The following is a 26704-nucleotide window of genomic DNA, read 5'->3' on the forward strand; positions in this document are numbered from 1 at the left end:
GGCAATAATCCACGACGTTGAGAGCTCTTTTGCCGCTGAAATGTCCGGCGGTTCATGGCGCCCGCGGGCGGGCGCCATGCCGTGCGCGCTGGGCAGGGCGCCTTATTTGTCGAGGCCGGCCAGCAGCATGTATTTGATCTCGAGGAACTCCTCGGTGCCGTGATGCGAGCCTTCGCGGCCGAGGCCTGATTCCTTGACACCGCCGAAGGGTGCGACATCGACGCCGATCAGGCCGGTATTGATGCCGACCATGCCGTATTCGAGTGCCTCGGCGACGCGGAAGATCCGGCCGATGTCGCGGCCGTAGAAATAGCTCGCCAGGCCATACTGGCTGGCATTGGCGAGGTCGACGGCTTCCTGCTCGGTCTTGAACTTGTAGACCGGCGCGAGCGGCCCGAAGGTCTCCTCACGGGTGACGATCATGTCCGAGGTCATGCCGGACAGCACGGTCGGCTCGAAGAACGTGTGGCCGAGAGGGTGGCGATGGCCGCCGGTTTCCAGTTTGGCGCCTTTGGCCAGCGCGTCCTGGACGTGGTTCTCGACCTTGTCGACCGCCGCGGCCTTGATCAGCGGGCCCTGGGTGACGCCGGCATCGAGGCCGTTGCCGACCTTCAGTTCGCGGACCTTGGCGGTGAACTTGGCGACGAATTCGTCATGCACCTTGTCCTGCACGAAGATGCGGTTGGCGCAGACGCAGGTCTGGCCCATGTTGCGATATTTCGACAGCATGGCGCCTTCGACGGCGGCATCGACATCGGCGTCGTCGAACACGATGAAGGGGGCATTGCCGCCGAGCTCCAGGCCGACGCGCTTCACGGTGGACGCTGCCTGCTGCATCAGCAGCTTGCCGACCGGGGTCGAGCCGGTGAAGCCGATGAAGCGGACGGTCGGATGCTCGCACCAGACCTTGCCGATCGGCGCGGCGTCGCCGGTGATGACGTTGAACACGCCGGCCGGGATACCGGCGCGGTGGGCCAGTTCGGCCAGCGCCAGGGCGGTCAAGGGCGTCTCCGGGGCCGGCTTGATCACGGTGGCGCAGCCGACGGCGATCGCCGGGGCGCATTTGCGGGTGATCATGGCGGCCGGGAAGTTCCACGGCGTGATCGCGGCGCAGACACCGATCGGCTGCTTGTGCACCAGGATGCGCGCGTCGTTGCGGTGGGTCGGGATCATCTCGCCATAGATGCGGCGGGCTTCCTCTGCGTAGAACTCGACGAAGGACGCGGCATAACCGACCTCGCCCTTGGATTCGAACAGCGGCTTGCCTTGCTCGGCGGTCATGATCAGGCCGAGGTCGTCGGTATTGGCAATGATCAGGTCGAACCATTTGCGCAGGATGTTCGAACGCTCCTTGGCCGTCGTCTTCGACCAGAGCTTGAACGCCTTGTCGGCATGTTCGACCGCCTCGGCGGCCTCCTTGGCGCCGAAGCGCGGCACATGGCCGATGGTCTGGCCGGTCGCCGGATTGATCACGGGGTCGGTGCCGGCGCCGATCCATTCGCCGTTGACGTAGCACTGCGACTTGAGGAGCGAGGGATCCTTCAGCGGCAAGGGCGAGGATTTGAGGGGCGCGTTCATGGGGAGCTCCGGTCAGTTCGGGCGATGCGGATTACGGCGCAAGTCCTCTAGCATCGGTCCCGTGCGGGTGCATCCCGCCTTGCGCAGGGCAGGCGCGATGCGCGTGACAGGCGAGGCTCGATCCGGCATGAGGGGCGGCCTTTTCCAAATCTCACCACCCGAGTGACCATGACCGTCCCGACCATCGTCTTCGACCTCGACGGCACGCTCGTCGATACCCATCCCGACCTGATCGGTACTTTGTCCTGGCTCCTGGAGGCGGAAGGCCTCCATCCCGTCGATCTCGACCAGGCCAAGAACCTGATCGGCCATGGCATGAAGCCGATGATCGTGAAGGCGCTCAAGCTGCAGGGCAGGGGCGGCACGCAGGACGAGATCGAGCGGGTCTATGGCCGCTATGTCGAGGCCTACGAGAAGCGCATCGCCGACGGCAGCCGGCCCTACCCCGGCATTGTCGCCGCGCTCGATCGTTTCGCGGCGGAAGGCATGGTGCTTGCCGTCTGCACCAACAAGCTGCACCGCCTGGCGGTAAAGTTGCTGGATGCGCTGGATCTGACCCGCCGCTTCACCGTCGTCACCGGCTTCGATACCTATGCGGTCAGGAAGCCCGATCCGGATCATCTGCTCTTCACCATCAGGGATGCCGGCGGCGATCCGGCGAAGGCCGTGATGATCGGCGATTCCGAAACCGATATCCGCACGGCGCAGGCGGCGAAGGTGCCCGTCATCGCCTATTCCGGCGGCTATACCGCCATTCCGCTGCCTGAGCTCAACCCCGATGTCATTCTCGACCACTATGACGACCTGCCGGCGACCGTCGCGCGATTGCTGGCGGCGAATGCCGGCCGCAAGGGCTGATTTTTGAACAAATTCCCTAGGGGAAGGTGAAATATTAAGAGGTCATTTACCTCAGCTTTCTAGGGTCGGCGGTCAAAGGGTGCGGTGTTTCGATGCCGGGCCCGGGGGGAGACCGCCATGGACTTCGGCCACCTGCTCAAAGGGCGCCGCAAGAGCGACGCCGCGCATGCGCATGAGGCCGGACCTTCGCCCGTCGCCGGACCGGGCGCAGCCGAGATGGAGATCGCGCGGCTCAAGGCCGAGATCGCCCAGGTGCGCGACACCATCGATCTCGTCGAGTCCGATCTGATGGCGGTCATTCGGGACGTCTCGGTCTCGGCCGACCGGGTTCACGACGGCACCGCCGCCGCGGCCCGGGCGCTCGCCGCCATTCGTGAGCGCTCGGGCGCGCTGAACGGCCTCGCCGCCAGCGCTTCGGAGAACTCCCGTGAGCTCGCCTCGGCTACCGAGAAGTTCACCCGGAGCGCCAGCGAGATCGGCGGCCAGGTGCGCCAGGCGACGCAGCTGACCGACCAGGCGATCGAAGCCGCGGGCAGTGCCTCTCTGAGCGTCGACAGCCTGCGCGCCTCCTCGGCCGAGATCGACCAGGTGGTCGGCCTGATCGCCAAGATCGCCCGCCAGACCAATCTCCTGGCACTCAATGCGACCATCGAAGCGGCCCGCGCCGGTGAACTCGGCAAGGGTTTCGCCGTCGTCGCGACCGAAGTGAAAATGCTGTCGCACGAGACTCAGAAAGCGACCGACGAGATCGCCCGGCGCATCGCGCAGCTACAGGCCGACAGCCAGTCGTCGATCTCCGCCGTCCAGAGGATCGCCGGCGCCGTCGAGGCGATCCGCCCGGTCTTCGCGTCCGTCGCCAATGCCGTGGAAGGGCAGGTCGCGACAATTGGCGAATTGTCGCGTTCGGCCGGCGAGACGGCGCGTTTCGTCGAGACGGTCTCGTCCGGCGCCGGCGCCATCGACGCGGCCGCGCGCGAGGCCGAAGACACCTCGCTGGCGGCCGATGCGGCCGGCAAGCGCGCCCAGGTGCTGACCGAAAAGCTGTCTTCGCGCTTCACCATTTTCTTGCGCCAGTCCGACATCGGCGATCGCCGCCGGTCCGACCGCCTGCCCGCGGATATCGGCGTCAGGATGTCCGGCCAGGGTGTCGCGCTCGAGGCGCGCACCGTCGACATTTCCGAGGGCGGCATGCTGCTCGCCGTGCCCGATCCCGGCCGTCTCAAGGACAGTGGCCCCTATGACTGCACCGTGGCCGGCATCGGCCGGCTCACCTTGCGGGTCGTCGCCAGATCGTCGCTCGGCCTGCACGGCCAGTTCGTCAAGATGGACGGGCAGGTCAAGACCGCACTCGACGGCAAGCTTGCCGAACTGCGAGCCGCCGATGCCGTGCGGATCAGCCGGGCCGTCGAGGCGGCCGGCGAAATCAGCGCGGCGATCGAAGCCGCGATCGAAGCCGGCCGGCTCTCCCGCGAGGACGCTTTCGACAACGCCTATGCCGAAGTCGCCGGCTCCAATCCGTCGCAATACACCACGCGCTATCTCCGCGTTTTCGAGGCGATCCTGCCGGCGATCCAGGAGCGCTGGCTGGGCGCCGACAAACGCATGGCCTTTTGCGCGGCGGTCGACCGCAACGCCTATTTGCCGGTGCACAACAGGGTCTGCTCGCAGCCGCAGCGGCCGGATGATCCGGCCTGGAACGCCGTCAATGCCCGCAACAAGCGCATCTTCGACGATCGCGCCGGCCTTACCGCGGCGCGCAGCGTCCGGCCCTTCCTGATCCAGTCCTATGCCCGGGACATGGGCAACGGCACGGTCGTGATGATGAAGGAGATCGACGCGCCGATCCGCATTTTCGGCAAGCATTGGGGTGGCCTGCGCATGGCCTACAAGCTGTGATTGCGGCTAGCATCAGCAATGAAAACAAAAGAATTTATATTTTTAGTAGAAATTGATATTTTTGTTTTCTGTTAATATTTTCTTAAATTAAAATGATCAATTTTTGCGTCTTAAAAATTATAGTTTTATTTTCCAATATCGATATTTATAACATCATGTCCTTTCCAAAGACTGCCTTCCTCCAAGGTGTAGCAAATTAGATCTGATAGGACGTGTCTGCCTATTTGGGTGTGGATCCGGAATTCCCCTGCTGCTTCGTGTTCATCGAAAACAGCTTCGGCTCGATCAAATTCCGGTTTCTTTCCAACGCATATGTATTCAAAGAGTGATATTACGCAGTATTTTATTGTTCGCACGGAAAAAGATCCGGGAGCTCCAAGATATCCCGGGTAAATATTTTCATTGACGTCAGAGATATTCGGAATGAGCGACATGCACGCAGCCGTGTAGCTGGGATGGACGGATATGCTAAGAATTGTATCTTCTTGATTTTTCCATTCTTGCCATTCTTTTGTATTTTTTGGTCCAATTATTTTATCGAGTAGCATGTAGAATTTATTCCGAGCTTTTCTTTTTGAAATGTGCTTGTGCCAGAATACATTTGAGTTTTCAAATTCGTTAGTAGACACAAACTCATCAATTAAGTCCGGCCGCAGGGATAGTAGTATTGAAAGATCTATGTATTCGATAAGCGATCTAAGTATTTGCTTTGCCGGAATGTCCAGGCCTGCCAGTATTAGGTGTCTTATTCCTATGAGTTGAGATGTCATACATCCCAGTAGGGCCATGAAGGCGCGATCTTCATTATTTGCCTTTTCTGATTTTACCGCAACTATTTCGAAGCAGCTGGTCGTGCTAATAAAAAATGAAATGAATTCATCTAATATAAAAAGCCAACCCATTAAGGCTGGTGGCAGTGTCTCGCGGTCACGATATAGAGATTCGCGGTGCGCAATTATTTCGTCGATGCAAACGCCAACCCGAGCTTTCGGGTCCGAAGTTAGGTGCTTTCTCCAGAGTTCATTTGTGCGTCTTGCGAGGTCGAGCATATGGCCGATCGATACCTGTGTTACAGGCTCCATGCGATTGAACGTATCGTACTCCGTTTCACGGCAGAAATGTATTCCGTTAGCGGAAGATTATCGTCGCGGGAAATTGCTGAGGGGGGGCCGAGACGCGCCGGGGTTATTGGTTGGTTGGGCGACGTTCGAAGCGCTGGGCAAGAGATTGCTTCCAAAAAGCTCTTCTGCAGCCTCAAACCCGAGTCGTCTCGTCGAAACGTTGGCTGTGGATGGTTGTGTCGCGCCGGCAGAAACGACCCCATTGCGGCGCTTAGCAGAATGGCGCAATCGCCTTGCGCTTGGATATCTCGAATGGGAGGCGAATAAGGATTAGATAATAGAGCTCGACTCTCGGCGAGCATTGGGGCGGGCTGCGCATGCCCTACAAGCTGTAGGATCAGGCCCGGGCTACCGTCGCGTCCATGGCCCCGGCGATCCCGCGCAATTCTTCCAGAGCCGTCTTGAAGTCGCGCGCGCCGATGGCTGACCAGATCGCCGTGGTGGTTTCGGCAAGGGCCGGAATAGCCGCCGGCAGGATGGCGGCTTCCGCCAGCGCGCCCTTTTCGTTGATCAGGTAGCGTCTGTTGGCGGCGAACAGAACCTGGGCCAGGCAGGCGAGAGCCCGATAGGTCGACCCCGCAATATGCGTTTGTTCGCCGCGTGCGATGGCGGTGGCGGCGACGTCTATGGCAAAGCGCACCTCCCACTGGAAGCGCGCGATCAAAGCCTGCCGCAGCGCTTCTGGATAGGGGACGGTCGATGGCTTGAGCGCGGCGATGATACCGGTTGGATCGGATAGCGGCCGGCACAGCGCTACCTCGCCCATCCAGATCGCCGAGCAGAAGCCGTGCGGATGGCCAGGCTGGTAGTCCATCGACACGTGGCCGGCCCAACAGTCTGCTATGACGGCGCGCACGCGGCCAAGGTCGCGATAGAGCAGATCGACCTTGCGGCCTCCGATCGACAGCCAGCCGCCACCATTGATCCAGGGCCCCCATTCGCCGGGCGATGTCAGTTGCGCGCCGTCCGCGCTATCAACCAAAGGATCCAGCGCTGTCTTCAGCGCCGCGACATCGAGCGGCGCCTGCTGATCGTAATAGAGGCCGAAGTCATAGTCGGAGCCGGGTCCGGCGGTACCGCGCGCCCGCGACCCGCCGAGCACCAGCGCGGTCAGGCCGGAAACCGGTGTCAGGGCGCGCGTCACGGCCTCGATGATCGGATCGGTCATCTGTCGAGATTAACCCATGACGACGCGGCGCACAGCCGGCCGGCCCTTTCGAGCCGGCCGGGCGCGGCGCGCGGTCAAGCTCAGCTCAGGCTGGAGCGCTTGATGAACTCGCCGCCCTTCATGATCAGGGGCATGTGCTTGCCCTGGCGGGTGAGCAGCGCGAGGTCCTTCAAGGGATCGCCGTCGACGACGATCAGGTCGGCATGGGCATCCGCCGCGACCACGCCGATCTTGCCCTCCAGGCGCAGCAGCTTCGCCGCGACATGGGTGGCCGAGCCGATCACCTCGTGCGCCGGCAGGACCTGGCCGCGAATGACGAATTCCTCGGACTGGTGGCGATGCATCTCGCCGAGCAGGTCCGAGCCATAGGCCATGGCGAGGCCGGCCTTGCGCATGATGTCGAGCGATTCCAGTCCGGCCAGCCGCACGTCGTCGACCTTGGCGACGGAGGTCGCCGGCAGACCGAGCTTGGCGCCTTCGCTCGACAGCTTGTCATAGGTGACCAGCGTCGGCACGGCGACCGCGCCGGCCTTGGCCGCGAGCTTGGCCGTCTCCGGCTTGATCAGGTTGCAATGCTCGAGCGAGTGGACGCCGCATTCGACCGCCCGGCGGATCGCCGCGTCGGTATAGAGATGCGCCGAGACATAGGTGCCGGCATTCTGGGCCTCCTCGACGATGGCGATGATCTCTTCCCGGGAGAAGCCGAGGAAATGGATCGGATCGGTCGGCGAGGCGACGCCGCCATTGGCCATGATCTTGATGAAGTCGGCGCCGCCCTTGATCTCCTCGCGCGCGGCCCGGCGCACCTCGGTGATGCCGTCGCAGATGCGGCCGAGCTGGCCGAGCCGGAAGCTGGTCTGCTCGACGGTGCGGTCGTCGTAGCGGCCGCGGAAGTCGCAATGGCCGCCGGTCTGGCTCAAGGCCTTGCCGGAGATGACCAGGCGCGGGGCCGGCAGGTAGCCGTCGGCTGCGGCGGCCACCAGGCCGTGATCGGCACCGCCGACGTCGCGCACGGTGGTGAAACCGCGCAGCAGCATTTCGCGCATCAGCTTGAAGGCGCGCACCGTGGTGACCGCATCCGGCAGCATGGCGTTGCGGCCGAGATCGGCGAGGCAGGCGACGACATGGACATGCGCGTCGATCAGGCCGGGCATCAGCGTGCGCCCGCCGAGGTCGATCACTTTCGCTTTGCCGGGCGCGATGGACTTGCCGACCTCGCGAATGCGGTCGTTCTCGATGAGCACCTGGACGGGGTCGCCGCGTTCCGGCGCGGTGCCGTCGACGATGCGGGCATTGGTCAGGAGGATGGAAGCCACGGGACTGTCTCCGGTCAGCGCGTAGGACGCCAGGCGTCGAACGTCAGGATTTGGCCCGGGCGGCGGCCCGGGCTTCGAGGAAGGCGGGGATGAGCAGGGGGCTGAGCCTTGCGACCGGCGCGATATGCTCCTCGCGATAGTGCTCCTCGACATCGAGCAGGTTCATCGTGCCGATGGCTTCGCCGTCATAGAGGATCGGGATATTGATCACCGAGCCGAGACCCATGCTCTCGATCAGGGCATGGTCGAAGAACGCCCAGCGAATGCCCTCGCGGTCGCGGCCGAGATAGGGCTTGCGCCCCTTCAGCACCAGATTGCCCCAGGGCGTCTCGCCCATGGTCTTGCGGCCGGAGACCGGATATTCGGCCGGCTTGCTCGAATAGACCCGTGCGACGTCCTGGCCGTCGACATAAAGCAAGGTGAACAGCTTGTGGCCGACGAGTTCGGCGGTGGCCAGTTCCAGGGCCTTGTAGAGCCGCGTGGGCTGGCCGGGCTCGGCCAGCGTGGTCAGGAGATGGGGCAAATGATCGGTCATGCGGTCCTCGGGGCAGGCGGAATGCGTTCGGGCAGGATGCCCTGCGGCCGGACATAGAAGACAAGGATGAGGGCGACGCCGACCAGCATCTCGCGCAGGGCGGCGATCTGCACCGGCTGCAGGCCGGGGGCGATATCGGCGACGAAACGGGTGGCTTCCAGGAAGAACACCACCGCATAGGCTCCGATGACCGCGCCGGTCGGGCGGCCGACGCCGCCGGCCGAGACCGCCAGGAAGATGTAGATGGTGATCAGCGGCTGGAAATGGTCGGGCGAGATGTAGGTCTGATAGTGGCCATAGAGCGCGCCGGCGAGCCCGGCGATCGCCGCCGACAGCGCGAAGGCCTGGAACTTGAAGCGTAGCACGCGTTTGCCGGCGAAGGCCGCGAGCTCCTGGTCCTCGCGGATCGCCTTCAGCGAGCGGCCGAAGGGCGACAGGTCGAGCCGGCGCAGCAGCGCCCAGACAGCGAGCACGACGATGCTGACGAGCGCGAGATAGAACAGGTTGAAGCCCTGGGTGCCGAGCTCGGCCTTGAACGGCGCCTTCAGGCCGGACATGCCGTCGGAGCCATTGGTCAGCCAGCGTTCGTTGAGCGCCACCAGCCGCACCACCTCGGCGAAACCGAGCGTGACGATGGCGAGATAGTCGTCCCGGAGCTTCAAGGTCCCGAAGGTGACGATGAGGCCTGCGACGACGCCAGCGCCGAGCGCAGCCACCAGGCCGACCGGCACCGGGGCGCCGGCCGAGGTCGCGATCGCCGAGGCATAAGCGCCGACCGCGAAGAAGCCGGCCAGGCCGAGATTGACCATGCCGGCGCCACCCCAGATCAGGTTGAGGCTGAGCGCCAGCAGCGCGTAGATGCCGCCCATGGTCAGGGTGAACAGGAGATAGGAGAGCATCAGGCTGCCCTTTCGCCGAAGATGCCACGCGGGCGGAAGGTGAGCATGATCAGGATCGCGGCAAAGCCGATCGCCGTGCGATAGGTCGCCGGCACGACCAGCAGCGACAACTCCTCGGCGATGCCGACCGCGAAGGCGCCGACCACCGCGCCCGGGATCGAGCCGAGCCCGCCGAGCACGGCGGCGGCGAAGACCGACAGGAGGATGCGCGCGCCGGTCAACGGGTCGATCGAGGTGTCGACCGCCAGCAGCACGCCGCCGACGCCGGCGAGCCCCGCGCCGAGAAACAAGGTGGTGACCGCCACCACCTGCGGGTCGATACCCTTCAGGCGCGCCAGGTCGACATTGTCGGCGACGGCCCGCATCGCCTTGCCGAAGCGGGTGAAGCGCAGGAAGGCGAAGACCGCGAGCATGACCAGGCCGGCGAGCACGACATTCTCGATCTGCTGCGGGCCGACCCTGAGGTCGAGAAAGCGCAGGTCGGGCTTGAGCGGCAGGTCGTAGCCGCGCAGGTCGTTGCCGAACAGGAAGCGGACGACGTTTTCCAGGATCAGGTTGAGCGCGATGGTGGCGATCGCCACCGTCAGCGCCCCGGCCGGCCGGAGCCTGCGCAGCGCGCCTTCCTCGCCGGCGACGCCGACCGCGCCGGCGACCAGAAAGGCGATGACCAGCGCCGGCAGCACGCCGGCGCCCCACATGGTGTTGGCGAACCAGCCGGCGAAGCCGCCAATGGTGACATAGGCGGCGACCCCGAAGCTCGGATAGCGCAGGACGGCGAAGATGGCGGTGAAACCGATGGCCGGCACCGCGATGAGCGTGCCGGTCATCAGCCCGTTGAGAATGGCCTGCGCTACGATCGACATGGCGGGCCTCAGGCGATCTTCAGGAGGTTGATCTTGCCGGCCTTCACCTGCTCGTAGCGGAAGCGGCAATCGGCGATGTCGCCGGTATCCAGGAAGTCGCAGGGGCCGCTGGCGCCGTCATAATCGACCGCCTGCTTGGCGGCGATCGCCTTCAGGCCGTCCAGCGCATTGTCGACCTTGAGTCCACCGGGAGCCTGGCTGACCTTGCGGATATTGTCCTTGATCGCCGTGCCCGAGGCCTCGCCCGCGAGCGCGATCGCCATCAGGACCAGGTTGATCTGGTCATAGACCTGGGTGGTGTAGGGATCCGGGTTGGTGACGCCGATCAGCTTGACGAGCCGCTCATAGGCTTTCGAACCCTCGGCCGATGACGGCGAGATGGTGAAGACGCCCTCGACCACGTCGGCCGGCAGGCTTTCGACCAGCTTCTGGTTGACCGAATAACCGAAGGCGATCTTCTTGGCCGTGAAGCTGGCGCGGTAGAGATCGCGCAGCAGCACGGTCGTGTCCGGGGCATAGCCGCCGAGCACCAGGGCGTCCGGCCGGAAGCGGACGATCTCGTCGACCTCGGAGCGATAGGACGGCTTCTTGTCGTCATAGATCAGCGCGCCGGTCTCGCCGCCGGCCGCCTTCACGGCGAGCGTGATATTGTCGAACTGGCTCTTCTGGAACGGCGTCTGGGGCGAGACGAAGAACACCCGCTTGGCGCCCTGTTCGAGGGCGAATTCGCCGAATTTCCGGCCCTGCAGGGTGGTGTTGGGCTGGGTGCGGACGAGATAGCCCTGATGCGGCAGGGCGGTGATCGGGTCGGCGCCGGAGACGGTGGCGAGGAAGGTCTTGGATTCCCAGCAGAGCGGCGCGACCGCGGTCGTCACCGACGAGGCCCAGGTGCCGAGAATGGCCGAGACCTTGTCGACGTCGATCAGCTTGCGGGCGGCGCGCACACCGGCCTCGGGGCTGGTCTGGTCGTCTTCCGAGATCAGCTCGACCTTCCGGCCGAGCACGCCGCCGGCGGCATTGACCTCGTCGACGACGGCCTTAATGGCCTTGACCATGACCGGGCCATAGGGGCCGCCGGCGCCGGTCAGCGGCGTCAGCGAGCCGATCTTGATCGGCGCGCCCTGGGCGCGTGCGAGGCTCGGCACGGCCATGAGGCCGGCAAGCGCGGCGGCGCCCGCCATGAGGTCGCGGCGTGTCGTGTCGTGCTGTGACATCGGTGATACTCCTCTGGATGGTTTCTTTGTCGGTCAGCCGCCGAGAAACAGGCGGCGGATTTCGGGGTCGGCGGCAAGGCTTGGGCCCGCGCCCTCGGCACTGTTGCGGCCGGAGACGAGCACGTAACCGCGCGTCGAGATCGCCAGCGCCTCGACGGCATGCTGCTCGACCATCAGGATCGGCAATCCGCCGCGGTTCAGTTCCACCACGGCGTCGAACAATTCATCCGCCGCCTTGGGCGACAGGCCGGCGGTCGGCTCGTCCAGCAGCATCAGTTTCGGATCGGTCATCAGGCCCATGGCCATGGCGAGGATCTGGCGCTGGCCGCCCGACAGGGTGCGGGCAAGCGCCCGGCGCTTGGTGGCCAGCATGGGATAGCGCTCATAGAGCGCCTCGATCCGCCGGGCGGCGCCCTTCGGGTCGAGATAGCCGGAGATTTCCAGATTCTCGGCGACCGTCAGGCTGCCGAAGACATTGCGCTCCTGCGGCACGAAGGAAATGCCGGCGCGCGCGCGTCCCTGGGCATCCCGTGCCGTAACGTCTTCCTCGGCGAGCCGGATCGCGCCGGCCTTGGTCGCGACGAGGCCGGCGACCGCCTTCAGGAAGGTCGATTTGCCCGCGCCGTTCGGCCCGATAATGGTGACGATCTCGTTGGCCTCGACACGCATCGAGGTGCCCTTGAGGATCTCTTCCGACGCGCCATAGCCGGCGACGATCCCGTCGACTGACAGAATGCTCAATGCCGCCTCCCGAGATAGGCTTCCTGGACCCGCGCGTCGGCGGCGACCGTCTCGAACGAGCCTTCGACCAGCGTGCGGCCTTCGGCCATCACGATGATCGGGTCGCACAGCCTCCTGATCAGCCCCATGTCGTGCTCGATCAGGCAAATCGTGATGCCGTCGCGGTTGAGCGCCACCAGATGGCTGGCGATCTCTTCCGTCAGGCTCGGATTGACGCCGGCCATCGGCTCGTCGAGCAGGATGAGCTTCGGATCGGCCATCAGCGCCCGGCCGATCTCGACCAGCTTCTTCTGGCCGCCGGAGAGCGCGGTGACCGGATTGTCGATGACGTGATCGAGGCGCAGCCGGCGGGCGATACCGAAGGCCTTCTCGGCGAGCTCGGCCTCACGGTCGCGCGCCGCCTTGCCGCCGAGCATGGCGGCGATCAGGCCTTCGCCCTGCTGGCGCGGCCCATAAAGCATCAGGTGCTGGAACACGCTGAGCTTGGGAAAGCCGCGGGCCAGCTGAAAGGTGCGCACCAGGCCGCGCTCGACCAGCCGATCCGGGGCGAGACCGCCGATCTCCTGGCCGTTCAGCCTGATTTCGCCTTGATCCGGCCGATAGAGGCCCGAAACGACGTTGAACAGGGTCGACTTGCCGGCGCCGTTCGGCCCGATCAATCCAGTGAAACTGCCGGCCTTGATGGCGAGATCGACACCCTGCAGCACGCTGACGCCATAAAAGCCGCGCTTGAGGCCGCGCACCGACAGAAGTTCGCTCATGCGGCTTTTCCTTTTGGCCGACGGGTGACGGCCTTGACCGGCCTGTCGGGGAAATGCTGTCTGGCCTGCTCCTTCCAGAAATTCAGGAGCTCGGCGAAATAGGCGGGGTCGTCGCGCAAGACCGTCTGGGCGATCATGCCACGGATCATGCACATGCTGGCGTTCATCACGGTGCGGGTGCGCTCCGGGTCGGTGCCGCGGCTGGCCGCCAGGGCCATCCAGATGGCGTCGAGGCCGGAATGGAAGTCCTTCACCACGGGTACGAGGCGTGCCCTGAAGTCGTCATTGTGGCGGGCTTCCGGCAGATATTCCATGGTCACGTAGAACAGCCGGTCCGACATGATCTTCCAGAGATAGTCGACGATCTCGTCGCTCGACCCGCCGCGCGCATTGATGTCCTCGGCGAAGCGGTGGAGATCTTCGGTGACCAGGCCGAGCATGCGCGCGATGGCCGAGGTGACGAGATCTTCGCGGCTGGAAAAATGGTGGGTCAGCGCGCCGCGCGACACGCCCGCATAGGCCGCGATCTCAGGGGTCGGCATGCGCGAGATGCCGCGGTCGTGCAACAGGTCGATGGCCGCTTCGAGCAGACGCGCCGAGGTCTCGGCGCTGCGCTCCTGCTGTGATCGTCTCTCGCGACGTTCCGCCAAAACCGACCGCCCCCCGCGACCTGGATGATGATGGAGGCGGAGAAAGCCACATCACAAACAAACATGCAAGTTTGTTTTTAAGTCGGAAGATGCCGTGCTTTCGGGCAGGGTGCTCGGTCGCGAGTCTTTGAGCGCGTGGCGGGTGAATGGGCGAAAAAGCGCAACCAAATCAAGCCTCTCCCAAAGGGAGAGGGGGGCATCGGCAGAAGCAATTGCTTCTGCCTGACGTCAGCTGCCGGGTGAGGGGCCGTCCATCTCCGGATAACGCGGCATGCGCAACGAGCATCGACCTCAGTTCTGAACGCTTACGGCCCTCACCCGGCGCCTGACGGCGCCACCCTCTCCCTTTGGGAGAGGGTTGATTCAGCGGGGCTTTTCCCGTTGGCGGGCCTCACCCCTTACCCCCTCACTCCCAGCTCAGCGCACCGCCGTTCTGGTATTCGATGACCCGCGTCTCGAAGAAGTTCTTCTCCTTCTTCAGGTCCATGGCTTCCGACATCCAGGGGAAGGGATTGTCGGTCTCGGCGAAGACCGGGGCGAGGCCGAGCTGGGCGCAGCGCCGGTTGGCGATGAAATGCATATATTGCTCGCACAGTCCGGCATTCAGCCCGAGGAAGCCGCGCGGCATGGTGTCCCGGCCATAGGCGGCCTCGATCTCGGCGCCGTCCTTCAGCATTTGCCGCAGCTCGTCCTGGAATGCCTTGGTCCAGAGATGCGGGTTCTCCGCCTTGATCTGGTTGATGACGTCGATGCCGAAATTCAGGTGAATGCTCTCGTCGCGCAGGATGTATTGATATTGCTCGGCGATCCCGACCATCTTGTTGCGCCGGCCGAGCGACAGGATCTGCGCGAAGCCGGTGTAGAACCACATGCCCTCGAACACGACGTAGAAGGCGACGAGGTCGCGCAGGAAGGCCTGGTCGGCCGCCGGCGTCCCCGTCTTGAAGTCGGGATCGTCGAGGCTCTGGGTATGTTTCAAGGCCCAGGCGGCCTTGTCGGTGATCGACGGCACCTCCCGGTACATGTTGAACAATTCGCCCTCGTCGAGTCCGAGGCTCTCGACGATATATTGGAAGGTATGGGTGTGGACCGCCTCCTCGAAGGCCTGGCGCAGGAGATATTGCCGGCATTCCGGGTTGGTCAGGTGACGATAGATCGCCAGCACGATATTGTTGGCGACCAGGCTTTCGGAGGCCGCGAAGAAGCCGAGATTGCGCTTGATGGCGCGCCGCTCGTCCTCGGTCAGCCCGTCTTTCGACTTCCACAGCGCGATATCGGCCTGCATCGACACTTCGGTGGGCATCCAGTGATTGTTGCAGCCGGAGAGATATTTTTCCCAGGCCCAGCGATATTTCAGCGGCAGGAGCTGGTTCACGTCGGCGCGGGCATTGATCATCGCCTTGTCGTCGACCGAGACGCGCTGGCCGCCGCGGTCGATGACGCCGAGGCCGGTGGCGTCGGCCGCCGCCGGCAATGCCGTCGCTGGCAGGCTGGGATGGAGGGCAGGGGTGGCTTTGGGTTCGGACCAGTCGAGCATGGCGAGGCCTTGAGACGAGGGGGCCTCCGCGCCGGTGTGGCGCGACGGAGGCTGGAAAGGGGGGAGCCCGGGCCGAGACCCGGGCGAATGCTGTGGCTGCCGGCCTATTGGCAGGCTTCGCAGGTCGGGTCGTCGATGGCGCAAGCCTGGCCCCAGGCTGCCCCTGCGGCGCCGCTCACGATGATCGCGGCGGCGGCCGTCGGGATGGTCGACGACACGGCATTGAGTTTGCCGTCGGTGCCCTTGAGCGTGGATTTCTCCACATGGGTCGCGCTCAGCGATCGCAGGTAATAGGTCGTCTTCAGGCCGAGCCGCCAGGCCAGGCGATAGGCCTCATCGAGCTTCCTGCCCGATGGCTGGGCCATGTAGAGGTTGAGCGACTGCCCCTGGTCGATCCATTTCTGCCGGCGCGCGGCGGCCCGGATCAGCCAGCTGGGTTCGATTTCGAAGGATGTCGCATAGAGCGCCTTGAGATCGTCGGGAATGCGATCGATCCGGGTCAGCTTGCCGTCATAATATTTGAGGTCCGAAACCATCACCTCATCCCACAGGCCGCGGGCTTTCAGGTCATGGACGAGGTCGGCGTTCACCACCGTGAAGTCGCCCGACATGTTCGCCTTGACGTAGAGCTGGCTGTAGGACGGCTCGATCGACTGCGACACTCCGACAATGTTGGAGATGGTGGCGGTCGGCGCGATGGCCATGCAGTTGGAATTGCGCATTCCGGTGGTGACGACGCGGGCGCGCAGCGCGTCCCAGTCCATGGTCGATGAGCGATCGAGCTCGATGTCGCCGTCGCGCGCCTCGCTGAGCAGTTCGAGAGAGTCGATCGGCAGGATGCCTTTCGACCAGAGCGAGCCCTCGAAGCTCGGATAGCGGCCGCGCTCGGCGGCAAGGTCGACCGAAGCCGAGATGGCAAGCCAGCTGATGGCCTCCATCGACGTGTCGGCGAATGCAATGGCGCCTTCGGACGCCGCGGGCAGCCGCAGCAGTTGCAGGGCGTCCTGGAAACCCATGATCCCCAGGCCGACGGGCCGATGGCGCAGGTTCGATCGGCGGGCTTCCGGGATCGTGTAGAAATTGATGTCGACGACATTGTCGAGCATGCGCATCGCGGTCGCCACCGTCCGGCCGAGCCGGTCGAGGTCGAGGCCCTTGGCGGTGACATGGGCCGCCAGGTTGATCGAGCCGAGATTGCAGACGGCGACTTCGTCCGCCGAGGTGTTGAGGGTGATCTCGGTGCACAGGTTCGAGGAGTGGACGACACCGGCATGCTGCTGCGGCGAGCGCAGATTGCAGGCATCCTTGAAGGTGATCCAGGGATGGCCTGTTTCAAACAGCATGGTCAGCATCTTGCGCCAAAGGTCGACGGCGGCGACACGCCTGAACACCTTGATCTCGCCTCGGTCGGCCTTGGCCTCATAGGTCTCGTAGGCCAGCTTGAAGGGCTTGCCGTAGAGATCGTGCAGGTCGGGAACCTCGTCCGGCGAAAACAGCGTCCACCGTCCGCCGGCCAGGACGCGCTGCATGAACAGGTCCGGGATCCAGTTGGCCGTGTTCATGTCGTGGGTGCGGCGGCGATCGTCACCGGTATTCTTGCGCAGATCGAGGAATTCCTCGATGTCGACGTGCCAGGTTTCGAGATAGGCGCAGACCGCGCCCTTGCGCTTGCCGCCCTGGTTGACGGCGATCGCGGTGTCGTTGGCAACCTTCAGGAAGGGGACCACGCCCTGGCTTTCACCATTGGTGCCCTTGATATGGGCTCCCAGGCCACGCACCGGCGTCCAGTCATTGCCGAGGCCGCCGGAATATTTGGCGAGCAGGGCATTGTCCTTCACAGCCTTGAAGATGCCGTCGAGATCGTCGGATACGGTGGTCAGGAAACAGGATGAGAGCTGCGGCCGGGGCGTGCCCGCATTGAACAGGGTCGGCGTCGAGGCCATGAAGTCGAAAGACGACAGGAGGTTGTAGAATTCGATCGCCTTGGCCTCGCGATCGATCTCGCGCACCGCCAGCCCCATGGCGACCCGCATGAAGAAGGCCTGGGGCAATTCGAACCGATGGCCCCGCACGTGCAGAAAATAGCGATCATAGAGCGTCTGCAGGCCGAGATAGTCGAACTGCAGGTCGCGCTCGGGCTTGATGGCGGCGGCAAGCCGGGGGAGATCGAAGCGCGTGAGTTCGGCATCGACCAGTTCATTGGCGATGCCGACGCGAACATAACCTTGCATGTATTCGCCGTAACGCTCGGCCATTTCGGCCTGCGTCGCCTGCCCCGGTCGATTGAACACGAAGCTCAGGGCTTCGCGGCGCAATTTGTCGAGCAGGAGGCGGGCGCTGACCTTGGAATAATTCGGCTCGGTCTCGACCAGCGTACGCGCCGCCAGGATGGGCGCTTGCGCCAGCTCGTCGAGCGAGATGCCGTCATAGAGATTGCGATGGGCCTCCGTGATCACCGCGTCGGCATCGACGCCGTCGAGGCCCGAAACGGCCTCCCGGACGATGCGGGCGAGCCTGTCGGCATCGAGCGGCACCCGCTCGCCCGCGGCATTGGTCATGCTGAGCGCGCTGGCCGGCGCGGACGCGACCTGCGCACCGGCCAGCGCACGCTCCCGGGCGCGCTCGTCGCGATAGAGAACATAGGCGCGCGCCACCTTGTGATGCTCGCCGCGCATCAGGGCGAGCTCGACCTGATCCTGGACATCCTCGATATGGAACGTGCGGCCGGCATCCGCCCGCCGCGTCAGGCCGGAGACGATCTGATCGGTCAGCGTCCCGACGACGTCGTGGATGCGGCGAGAGGCGGCCGCGCCCGTGCCCTCGACGGCCAGGAAGGCCTTGGTCAGCGCCACCGCGATCTTGGCGGGGTCGAAGGGGGTGACGCCGCCATTGCGGCGGATCACCTGATAGCCCGGTTCGCTCGCCGGCCTGGCGGCGGCGAGGGACGTGTGCGGAAGAGCGCTCGGCGCGGCTTCGGATTCAATCAACAGAGACATCGGCAGACCCCAGAGAGTGTGGGGGCTTGGGCCAAAAGGACGCCGCCGGAAACAGGACGGCGCGATCGCCCTCCCGCTGATGCAAGCGACCCACCAGGACACCCCGCCCGTGGACGTTCAAGATGTCGGGGCAGGTCTCCTGGCTCACGGGTCGTCGGGCTGTCTGGCCTTCCCGAAGCCCTCCTGGACCTCAGTGACACGTCTCGACAGCGTCTCGCCGTTTACAGTTGCGGGGGCAGCTCCGGCTTCGATGCGAACGGCATCTCACCGGATTCCCTCTTAGCTCCCGGTGCGACTCAGGAGAACCTCGACCGCTACATATAGCGGCCGACTCGCGTTCAATGTCAATGGATTGTGTTTTGGCGGCGGGCGGTTCTTGCCGACACGATGACCTGGGTATCACAGGCATTTAACGACATAAAGATATCCTTATGTATTCTTGACTTTTTTCGCCTGCTGCCGCCAAATGGAGGTGTCGTGGTTCTGCGGATCCGTCCGGGTCCGGAGCTAAGAGGGAATCCGGTACGCCCCAGGGCCAGGCCGGAGCTGCCCCCGCAACTGTAAGCGGTGAGCCGCTGTTCATCTCGCGTCACTGGGGCCTGAAGGTCTCGGGAAGGCCGAACAGCAGCATTGACCCGCGAGCCAGGAGACCTGCCTCGACCTGATAACGTCCACGGGCGGGGTGTCCGGTGTGTCGCTTGCAAAGCGGGACGCCATGCGTCCCGACAGCCTGCTTGCGGCCGCTTGGCCTTCGCCCCAGCAAACGGGGTTTGCCAATGTCGTCTCTGTCTCTGCCTGTTGCCACTCTCGGCGTGCCGCGCATCGGCGCCCGGCGCGAATTGAAATCAGCTCTGGAAGGTTATTGGTCCGGCAAGATCGACGGGCCGCAACTGCTGGCGGCGGCGGCCAATCTCCGCGCGCGCCACTGGGCGCTGCAGCAGGCGCAAGGTGTCACCGTCATTCCGTCGAACGATTTCTCGCTTTACGACCACGTCCTCGACACCAGCGTCATGGTCGGCGCCATCCCTGAGATCTACGGCTGGCGCGGCGGCAAGGTGGCGCTCGCGACCTATTTCGCCATGGCGCGCGGCAGCGAGGCACCGGCCGGGCACGCGGACCACGCGGCGGCCTGCGGCTGCGGCCCTGCGGCGACAGGTGTTCCGGCGCTCGAAATGACCAAATGGTTCGACACCAACTATCATTACATGGTGCCCGAATTCGAACGCGGGCAGGAATTCTCGCTGGCCTCGACCAAGCCGCTCGATGAATTCCTGGAGGCCCAGGCACTGGGCATCCAGACCCGTCCGGTGCTGCTCGGGCCGGTGACCTATCTGAAGCTTGGCAAGGCCAAGGACGGTGCCTTCGATCCCTTGTCCCTGCTGCCCGACCTGGTGCCTGTTTATATCGACATCCTGCGCCGGCTCGCCGCCAACGGCGCCGAATGGGTACAGCTCGACGAACCCTGCCTGGCGCTTGATCTCGACGATGCCGCGCGCCTCGCGTTGCGCAACTGCTACCAGACTCTCGCACGCGCGCTGCCCGACCTGAAGATCATGCTGGCGAGCTATTTCGGTGCTCTCGGCAACAATCTCGATACGGCCTTCGGCATGCCGGTCGCCGGCCTCCATGTCGATCTCGTCCGCGCGCCCGACCAACTCGACCGGGTGCTGGCCAAGGCGCCGCGCGGGCTGGTGCTGTCGCTCGGTATCATCGACGGCCGCAATGTCTGGCGCGCCGACCTGCCGCGTCTGCTCGACCGGCTCGAGCCGGTGGTGGCCAGGCGGGGCACCGATCACATCGAGATCGCGACCTCCTGTTCCCTGTTGCACGTGCCCGTCGATCTTGCGCTGGAAACCGGGCTCGATCCCGACCTGAAGGACTGGCTCGCCTTCGCGGCCCAGAAAATGGCCGAGCTCGCGACGCTCGGCCGCGCGCTGGCCGGTGGTCGTGGCACCGTGGCCGAAGTGCTGGCGGCGTCGGCCGAGGCATCCGCCCGGCGGCGCAGCTCCACCAAGATCCACGACCCGGCGGTCGCGGCAAGGCTTGCCGTGGTGACGCCTGCCATGGCGAGCCGCGCGCATTCCTTCGCCGATCGGCAGAGGCTGCAGCACGCGCATTTTGCGCTGCCCTCGTTTCCGACCACCACGATCGGTTCGTTTCCGCAGACCGAGGCGGTGCGCAAGGCGCGCTCGGCCCATGCCAAGGGCACGCTCAGCGACGCCGCCTATGAGGCGTTCCTGCGCCAGGAGACGCAGGCGGCCATCCGCTGGCAGGAGGATATCGGCATCGACGTGCTGGTTCACGGCGAGTTCGAACGCAATGACATGGTGCAATATTTCGGCGAGCAATTGTCCGGTTATGCTTTCACCCGGCATGGCTGGGTGCAGAGCTACGGCTCGCGTTATGTGCGGCCACCGATCATTTTCGGCGACGTGTCACGGCCGCGGCCGATGACGGTCGGCTGGTCGTCCTACGCCCAGTCGCTGACGACGCGGCCGATGAAGGGCATGCTGACCGGGCCGGTCACCATGCTGCAATGGTCGTTTGTCCGCGACGATCTGGCCCGCGACCAGGTCTGCCGCCAGATCGCGCTGGCGATCCGCGACGAGGTCGTCGACCTCGAACAGGCCGGCATCGGCATCATCCAGATCGACGAGCCGGCGATCCGCGAAGGCCTGCCGCTGCGCCGGGGCGACTGGAAGGCCTATCTCGCCTGGGCGGTCGAGTGCTTCAGGCTGTCGGCGGCCGGCGTCGCCGACCGGACGCAGATCCACACCCATATGTGTTACGCCGAGTTCAACGACATCATCGACGCGATCGGCGCCATGGATGCCGACGTCATCTCGATCGAGACGTCGCGGTCGAAGATGGAGTTGCTCGACGCCTTTGTCGGCTATCGCTACCCGAACGAGATCGGTCCCGGCGTCTATGACATTCATTCGCCGCGCATCCCGGCGGTTGCCGAAATGATCGAGCTTCTGGGCAAGGCTCGTCGGCACCTTGCGCCGGAGCAGATCTGGATCAATCCCGACTGCGGCCTGAAGACGCGCAAGTGGGAGGAGGTGCGTCCGGCGCTGATCAACATGGTCGAGGCGGCCAGGGAGATCCGCTTGCTGGCGCGCTGAGCCGGGCCGGTGTCGGACGCGGTGGCCCGTCGCCGCCGCGTCCCTCGCTTGCGGCGGCAGTCGTCAGGCTCCCGGCCTTGAGGCCTTGCCCTCAGCCAGGAGGCCTGGCCTGCGCCGCCAGATGAAGGCTTCGGTCGTGAAAGCGGGCGAGCTGGGACTGGTGACCGGCCGACAGCACGGTGGCGCCAGGCAATCGCCTGTCGATGACCGCGTGGAGCGTGCAAACGGCCTCTTCCTCCAGGCCAGCCATTGCCTCGTCGAGCAGAAGCCAGTCGGGGCGGCCGAGCAGCGCCCTTGCCACGGCAAGCCGCTGCTGCTGACCGGCCGAAAGGATCTTGTGCCAGCTGTCCTGTTCGTCGAGGCGAGCGGCGAATGTCGGCAGGCCGGCATCAAGCAGGGCCGCGGCAAGTGCCTCGTCGCCATAGGCATGGCCCGGGGCCGGATAGGCGATCGCGTCGCGCAAGGGACCGATCGGCAGGTAGGGCTGTGCCGTGAGCAGCATCATGCGGGCCTTCGCGGGCACCGTGATCGTCCCGGATCCGTGTGGCCAGACGCCGGCCATGGCGCGCATGAGGGTCGACTTGCCCGCACCCGAGAGGCCGGTGACGAGGACTTTGTCGCCCGGCCGGATCGTCAGGGACGGCACGGCCGTGATCGGCGTCCCGTCCGGGCGGGCCAGAACGACATTGGCGATGACGACGTCATCCCCCGCGGACGAACGTGCGATCTCGGGCGCCGACCGTCGCGGGGCGAGGGCCATCGCCTGTCCAAAGCCGGTCAGCCGGTCGATCACCGCCTTGTATTCGGCCAGCGGCCGATAGAATTCGGTGAACAGCGACAGGGCGTCCTGGACGCGGAAGAAGGCGCCCATGGTCTGGGTCAGGCCGCCCAGCTGGACCGCGCCCGAAAAATAGGCCGGCGCCAGCACGATGATCGGAAAGACGAGCGCGGCCTGGCCAAGGGTGGAGGTGGCGAAGGTGAGCCGCCTGGTGTGCCGCATATAGGCGGCCCAGTTCGCCAGCACGGGCAGGAAGCCGCGGCTCAGATGGGCCCGCTCCGCGGCGGCCCCCTTGAGCGAGGCGATCTGCTCGTCGTTTTCACGAACGCGCATCAGGCTGAAGCGAAAATCGGCCTCGTAGCGCCGCTTGTCGAAACCGATGCGAATGAGCGGGCGCCCGGTGAGATGGGCGAGCAGCGTGCCGGCGATCGCGAAGGCGAGCGCGGCCCAGACGAGATAGCCGGGGACGGCATCGATCCGGAGCCCGCCGGCCGGCAGCCTTGCCTGGGCCGAGAGGGTCCACAGAATGATCACGAAGGCCTGCAGCGACACGCCGGCCGTGAACAGCCGCGACCAGAATTCGAGCGTCGCCGTGGTGAACAGCCGGATGTCCTCGGCAATGCGCTGGTCGGGATTGTCGGGCGCGACGCCCCGGACGCGCAGGGAGTGGATGCCGGCCTCGAACCATTGTTGCGCCAGATGCGCGGTCGACCAGCGCCGCCAGCGCATTTGCGCATATTGGGTGAGATAGATCTCATAGACGCGGCCGATCACGATGAGGCCGGCGATGATCGCCCAGGTCTGCAACTCGACCCAGAAGACCGCGCCGTCGCGCTGCTGGAGCGCGGTGAAGAAGCGGCCGTTCCATTGATTGAGCAGGACCGTCAGGAAGACCTGGGCGATATTGATCGCCATGAGCCCGAAAAGCAGGGCGTGGGCGAAGACGCGCTCTTGAACGGCCAGCCGAAGACCGGCCGGCCAGGCGATAGGGCTCTTGTCGGTTGCCGCGAAGAAGGGGTCGGCGAGCCGGGTGATCTGGCCGATGACCGGGACGAACGAGGCGGCGAACACCAGTCCGGCGAAGATGACCGGCCATGCGGCGGTCGCGGTCGTCGCAAGATGCGGCCGCCACTGCGCGGGGAAGGCGGTCGTCCCGGCGGCCACCAGGACCGCGACCGAAGCCAGGTGCCAGACGATCAGGAAGCCGATGATGGCGCGGATCAGGTTGGATGCTGCGCGGGCGCGCCAGGCGATCGCCGCCGCGGCGAGGCTGAGAGCGAAGACGGCGGGCGACGGCGCGGCCCGGCCCGTGAGCCACGCGACGCCCATAATGGCTCCGGCAAGACCCGCCGCAGTGGCGAGGAGCAGCATCAGGCGTCCCGGCCGCACGTCATGGTTGGAGAGCGTGATCATGTCCGCCGGCCGCTCAACCGGTGCTATCGTTGTTGCGTTCGACCGGGTCGAAGACCGCGCGCCAGACGTCGAGACTGCGGGAGCCCTCGATCATGCGCCGCTGGCGCAGGGCGACGCGCAGACAGGCTCTGGCGAAACGTCCGGGCGGCGGCAGGAAGCGGTCCGGCGGGTCGCCGCGATCGAGCGCGGCATTGACCTCGGCCTTCAGCGCGTTCAGTGCGGGCAAGCCGTAGCGATGAAGGGTCGCCTGGAACGCCAGGTGCTGTTCGAGGTCGAAGGCTTTCGCCGCACCCGGGGCCTGGCGGGCCGGGTGTGGCGGAAACAGATAGGCGCAGGGTACCAGGCCGGCGGGGATCGGGCTGGTCCTCGGCTGCGTCATGCCCCGGCCGAGAAGTTGCCGCATGAGGCCGGGCAGGACCTCGCTCAGATCGGCGGCGGGCGAGGCGGCGCTGGCTGGAAAGACTTCCAGTCGCCCGAGCCGGGTCAGCACGACCCGGTGATGGGTGGAGCGCCTCAGCATGTCCAGGACCGGGCTTTCCGCCGTGAGCAGCGACGTGGTGCCGGCCGCGCGCAGGCGCTCGATCAGGGACCTGTCGGTGGTGCGCAGGCAGATATCCGCCTGGTCGACGGCCAGGCCGATATCGAAGAGGATGCCGCCCCGGTCTTGGACGCGCAGGGCGCCGGTATCGGGGCCGAGCTCGGTGATGGTTGTGCGACGGTTCATGCGGCCGGCCTCGCGCGGCAGGCACAGCGCGACCGCGTGGTTCCACAGGCGCGGGTCCGAACTGAGCACCTCGAAGGCGACCGGAACCATTTCGCCGGCGGCGTTCAATCGGATGCCGCCGCGCTGCGTCACGGCCGTCACGCCATCGGGGGCCCGCGTGACGGTCACGACCTCGTCCGGGCGCCTGCGAAAACCTTCGATCGCTCCGAAGGCGCCCATGCTCCATTCGACCGCGGCGGTATCGATCTGCGTGGCCAGCCAGTCGAAGGTCTCCATGGGGCGGCAGTCTCCACGCCGGGCAGAGGGCGGGCGCGGGCGCCGCGAGGGCGTCCGCGCCGGTTCTCAGAACTTCACGTTCATCGAGGCCTGGAAGGTTCTCGGCTGGCCGAGGAACCCCTGCAGATAGCCATTGTCCGGGTCATAGCGCAGGTAGGACGAATAGACCTTGTCGAACAGGTTCTTGATCCGGAAGTTGAAGGTGGTGTTCGGGGTCGGCTGCCATTTCAGCCCGACATTGACCAGGGTATAGGCCGGGCGAACAATGGTGTTGGCGAAGTCCTCATAGGACTGGCCGACGAATTGCAGGCCGGCGCTGGCCTCCCAGTTCTCCCGGAACGCCCAGGACAGCCAGAGATTGGCGGTCGCCTGGGGCACCAGGATCGGGACCTTGTTGGTGTAGTCGACCACCGAGAACGAGACGAAATCGATATAGCGGAAGTCGTCATAGCGGGCCTTCAGCACGGCTGCGTTGGCATCGATTCGCCAGCCGCCATCCAATGTCAGTGAGACCGCCGCTTCGATGCCGCGCGATGATTGCTGGCCGATCTGCTGCAGCGAGAAATCCGCGGGGTTCACGACCAGGAGGTTGTTCTTGACGATCTGGAAGGCCGCGAGGGTCCATTGGCCGCGCCCGCCCCAGAACGACTGCTTGACGCCGACTTCGATCTGCCGGCCGCGGGTCAGATCGAAATTCTGGAAGCTCTTGGTGTAGTCGAGCAGCGGCACGTTGATCGGGTCGCTGGCGACCGCGTATTGGCCGTAGATGGCGAAATCCGGCACGGGATTATAGACGGCGCCGACCCGCCAGCCGACCGAGGAGAAGGTTCGCTCGAAGCTGCCCGACGGCGTGCTCAGGTCCTGGCGGTTGATGGTGGGCCGGTCCAGGCGGAGGCCGCCGACAATGGTGAGATTGTCACGCAATGACAGACGGTTTTCGGCGAACAGCGATTGCTGGCTGATCGTCGATCGGAATTTCGGGTCGAGCCGGTTCGGATCCGGGAAGCTGCCGGGATCGAAGACGTTGGGGTTGACCGAACTCATATAGGGCAGGAAGGGCAAGGCGCCGGCCGGGAAATAACTCGAATAACCGAAATTGGCGCGGTTGATGTCGAAGCCCACGACGGTCTCGTTGCGCAGCCCGAACACCTGGGTGCGGAAGGTCAGGTCGGCGCGGTTACCGACTTGGTTCTGCTGTTGCAGGATGTGGCTGTAATTGCTGCGCTCGACCTGATTGGTGCCGGTGTTCCAGAAGTAGGTCTCGGCATTGCGCCATTCGCGCCGGCTTGTGAGGTAATAGAAGACGTTGCGCAACGACAATGCGTCGGACGGCGTCCACTCGGTCTTGAACTGGCTCCAGCTGTCCTCGAAGCGCGCCAGGCTGTCGGAGACATTGTAGTTGCGCCGGCGGATGCTGGTGTCCAGCACGCCGTCCCGATAGGGCGTGCCGTAGTAGCGCATGGGGTTCTGGTGGCCGTAGTCGGTAGAAATCGTGAAGGCGAGATCGGGGGTGGCCTGCAGTCGCAGGGCACCGGATGCGGCGAAGTTGGACGAGTTGCCGCGATCCACCCAGCCGTTCGACGCATCGGTGACGATGTTGAAGCGATAGGACAGGGCCTGTGAGATCGGCCCGCCGCTGTCGAGCGCGATGCGCCGGGTCAAATTGGAATCGAAGAACAGTTCGGCCTCGTTGCGGAAGCCCGTGGTGATCGGCTTTTTCGGCACGACATTGATGACGCCGCCGATGGCGCCTTCGCCATAGAGGACAGAGGCCGGTCCGCGCAGCACCTCGATGCGTTCGACCGACCAAGTGTCGAAAGGAAAGGTGACGTTGCCGCGACCCGGAAACAGCCGCGAGCCGTCATAGAGCTGCATGACCGAATTATTGCCCTGGAAGCCGCGCACCGCGAAAGCGGAGCCGAGGACCGGCGGGGCGACCGACGAGAAGCCCGTGGCGTTCTGGGTCACGGCTTCCGTGATGCTCTGCTGCCCGCGCTCCCGCGCGGTCTCGCCGCGGATGATCTCGACGCTTGCCGGCGTCTGCAATGGCGTAAGCCCGAGACGGCTGGCGGTCGAACTCGGCGTCGAAAGACCGAGGCCACCGTCTTGGCCGGTGGCCACCTCGATCGTCGGCAAGGGCTGGCCGGCGGCTGGCGGCGGCGCGGACTGCGCCAGTGCCAGGCCGGGCAGGGCGGTCGCGAGGGCGATGACGGACAATGACAGCGCCTTGGGCGGGCGCGGTTGGGACGACGGCT

19 protein-coding genes and 2 riboswitches are annotated in these 26704 nt (G+C 65.1%); of the genes, 3 read left to right on the forward strand and 16 right to left on the reverse strand.

Features of this window, described 5'->3' with window-relative positions; translation table 11 throughout:
* Positions 1-102: 102 nt before the first annotated feature.
* Entirely contained in the window at positions 103-1578 is a 1476-nt protein-coding gene (locus tag AC07WJ_RS30315) for an NAD-dependent succinate-semialdehyde dehydrogenase (RefSeq protein WP_494938439.1), read from the reverse strand.
* A gap of 168 nt (positions 1579-1746) precedes the next feature.
* Between AC07WJ_RS30315 and AC07WJ_RS30320 the strand changes: the two genes are divergently transcribed.
* Entirely contained in the window at positions 1747-2436 is a 690-nt protein-coding gene (locus AC07WJ_RS30320) for an HAD-IA family hydrolase (protein WP_494938440.1), read from the forward strand.
* A gap of 117 nt (positions 2437-2553) precedes the next feature.
* On the forward strand, positions 2554-4332 hold the full coding sequence (locus tag AC07WJ_RS30325; RefSeq protein ID WP_494938441.1) for a methyl-accepting chemotaxis protein: 1779 nt from the start codon (positions 2554-2556) through the stop codon (positions 4330-4332).
* 125 nt (positions 4333-4457) lie between these two features.
* On the opposite strand, the gene AC07WJ_RS30330 is transcribed toward AC07WJ_RS30325, so the two are convergent.
* The 12 genes from AC07WJ_RS30330 to AC07WJ_RS30385 all read right to left on the reverse strand — a co-directional run bounded on the left by AC07WJ_RS30330 (position 4458) and on the right by AC07WJ_RS30385 (position 18133).
* Positions 4458-5381, reverse strand: coding sequence for a hypothetical protein (locus tag AC07WJ_RS30330; protein WP_494938442.1), 924 nt, complete (start codon positions 5379-5381; stop codon positions 4458-4460).
* Positions 5382-5790: 409 nt separating this feature from the next.
* Complete coding sequence (locus AC07WJ_RS30335) at positions 5791-6621, reverse strand: nucleotidyltransferase domain-containing protein (RefSeq protein WP_494938443.1); 831 nt, start codon at positions 6619-6621, stop codon at positions 5791-5793.
* Positions 6622-6701: 80 nt separating this feature from the next.
* The gene (locus tag AC07WJ_RS30340; protein WP_494938444.1) at positions 6702-7937 is read right to left on the reverse strand and encodes a metal-dependent hydrolase family protein; all 1236 of its coding nucleotides are present in this window, start codon (positions 7935-7937) and stop codon (positions 6702-6704) included.
* Between the two features lie 43 nt (positions 7938-7980).
* The gene (locus AC07WJ_RS30345; RefSeq protein WP_494938445.1) at positions 7981-8472 is read right to left on the reverse strand and encodes a GAF domain-containing protein; all 492 of its coding nucleotides are present in this window, start codon (positions 8470-8472) and stop codon (positions 7981-7983) included.
* Positions 8469-9371: a branched-chain amino acid ABC transporter permease gene (locus tag AC07WJ_RS30350; RefSeq protein WP_494938446.1), complete on the reverse strand. Its 903-nt coding sequence runs from the start codon at positions 9369-9371 to the stop codon at positions 8469-8471. Before AC07WJ_RS30350 ends, AC07WJ_RS30345 begins: the two co-directional genes overlap by 4 nt.
* Positions 9371-10234, reverse strand: coding sequence for a branched-chain amino acid ABC transporter permease (locus tag AC07WJ_RS30355; protein ID WP_494938447.1), 864 nt, complete (start codon positions 10232-10234; stop codon positions 9371-9373). Before AC07WJ_RS30355 ends, AC07WJ_RS30350 begins: the two co-directional genes overlap by 1 nt.
* 8 nt (positions 10235-10242) lie before the next feature.
* Positions 10243-11448 carry an ABC transporter substrate-binding protein gene (locus AC07WJ_RS30360; protein WP_494938448.1) on the reverse strand — a complete coding sequence of 402 codons (1206 nt, stop codon included), beginning with the start codon at positions 11446-11448 and terminating at the stop codon, positions 10243-10245.
* A 33-nt stretch (positions 11449-11481) separates the two neighbouring features.
* Positions 11482-12189: an ABC transporter ATP-binding protein gene (locus tag AC07WJ_RS30365; RefSeq protein ID WP_494938449.1), complete on the reverse strand. Its 708-nt coding sequence runs from the start codon at positions 12187-12189 to the stop codon at positions 11482-11484.
* Positions 12186-12950: an ABC transporter ATP-binding protein gene (locus AC07WJ_RS30370; protein WP_494938450.1), complete on the reverse strand. Its 765-nt coding sequence runs from the start codon at positions 12948-12950 to the stop codon at positions 12186-12188. Before AC07WJ_RS30370 ends, AC07WJ_RS30365 begins: the two co-directional genes overlap by 4 nt.
* Entirely contained in the window at positions 12947-13600 is a 654-nt protein-coding gene (locus tag AC07WJ_RS30375) for a TetR/AcrR family transcriptional regulator (RefSeq protein WP_494938451.1), read from the reverse strand. Before AC07WJ_RS30375 ends, AC07WJ_RS30370 begins: the two co-directional genes overlap by 4 nt.
* A gap of 406 nt (positions 13601-14006) precedes the next feature.
* Complete coding sequence (locus AC07WJ_RS30380) at positions 14007-15137, reverse strand: ribonucleotide-diphosphate reductase subunit beta (RefSeq protein WP_494938452.1); 1131 nt, start codon at positions 15135-15137, stop codon at positions 14007-14009.
* A 104-nt stretch (positions 15138-15241) separates the two neighbouring features.
* On the reverse strand, positions 15242-18133 hold the full coding sequence (locus tag AC07WJ_RS30385) for a ribonucleoside-diphosphate reductase subunit alpha (RefSeq protein ID WP_494938453.1): 2892 nt from the start codon (positions 18131-18133) through the stop codon (positions 15242-15244).
* Between the two features lie 112 nt (positions 18134-18245).
* Positions 18246-18458, reverse strand: a riboswitch (cobalamin riboswitch).
* Positions 18459-18594: 136 nt separating this feature from the next.
* A riboswitch (cobalamin riboswitch) is annotated at positions 18595-18806 on the forward strand.
* A 103-nt stretch (positions 18807-18909) separates the two neighbouring features.
* Between AC07WJ_RS30385 and metE the strand changes: the two genes are divergently transcribed.
* The gene (gene metE, locus AC07WJ_RS30390) at positions 18910-21258 is read left to right on the forward strand and encodes a 5-methyltetrahydropteroyltriglutamate--homocysteine S-methyltransferase (RefSeq protein WP_494938454.1); all 2349 of its coding nucleotides are present in this window, start codon (positions 18910-18912) and stop codon (positions 21256-21258) included.
* A gap of 91 nt (positions 21259-21349) precedes the next feature.
* Here the strand turns inward: metE and AC07WJ_RS30395 are convergent, their stop codons facing one another.
* From AC07WJ_RS30395 to AC07WJ_RS30405, 3 genes are all read right to left on the reverse strand, one after another.
* Positions 21350-23449, reverse strand: a complete 2100-nt coding sequence (locus tag AC07WJ_RS30395; RefSeq protein WP_494938455.1) for an ABC transporter ATP-binding protein/permease — start codon at positions 23447-23449, stop codon at positions 21350-21352.
* Between the two features lie 13 nt (positions 23450-23462).
* The gene (locus tag AC07WJ_RS30400; RefSeq protein WP_494938456.1) at positions 23463-24449 is read right to left on the reverse strand and encodes a DUF6925 family protein; all 987 of its coding nucleotides are present in this window, start codon (positions 24447-24449) and stop codon (positions 23463-23465) included.
* A 66-nt stretch (positions 24450-24515) separates the two neighbouring features.
* Entirely contained in the window at positions 24516-26666 is a 2151-nt protein-coding gene (locus tag AC07WJ_RS30405; protein ID WP_494938457.1) for a TonB-dependent receptor, read from the reverse strand.
* Positions 26667-26704 lie beyond the last annotated feature (38 nt).

It is taken from the genome of Phreatobacter sp. GW821-FHT04C01, assembly GCF_059420385.1.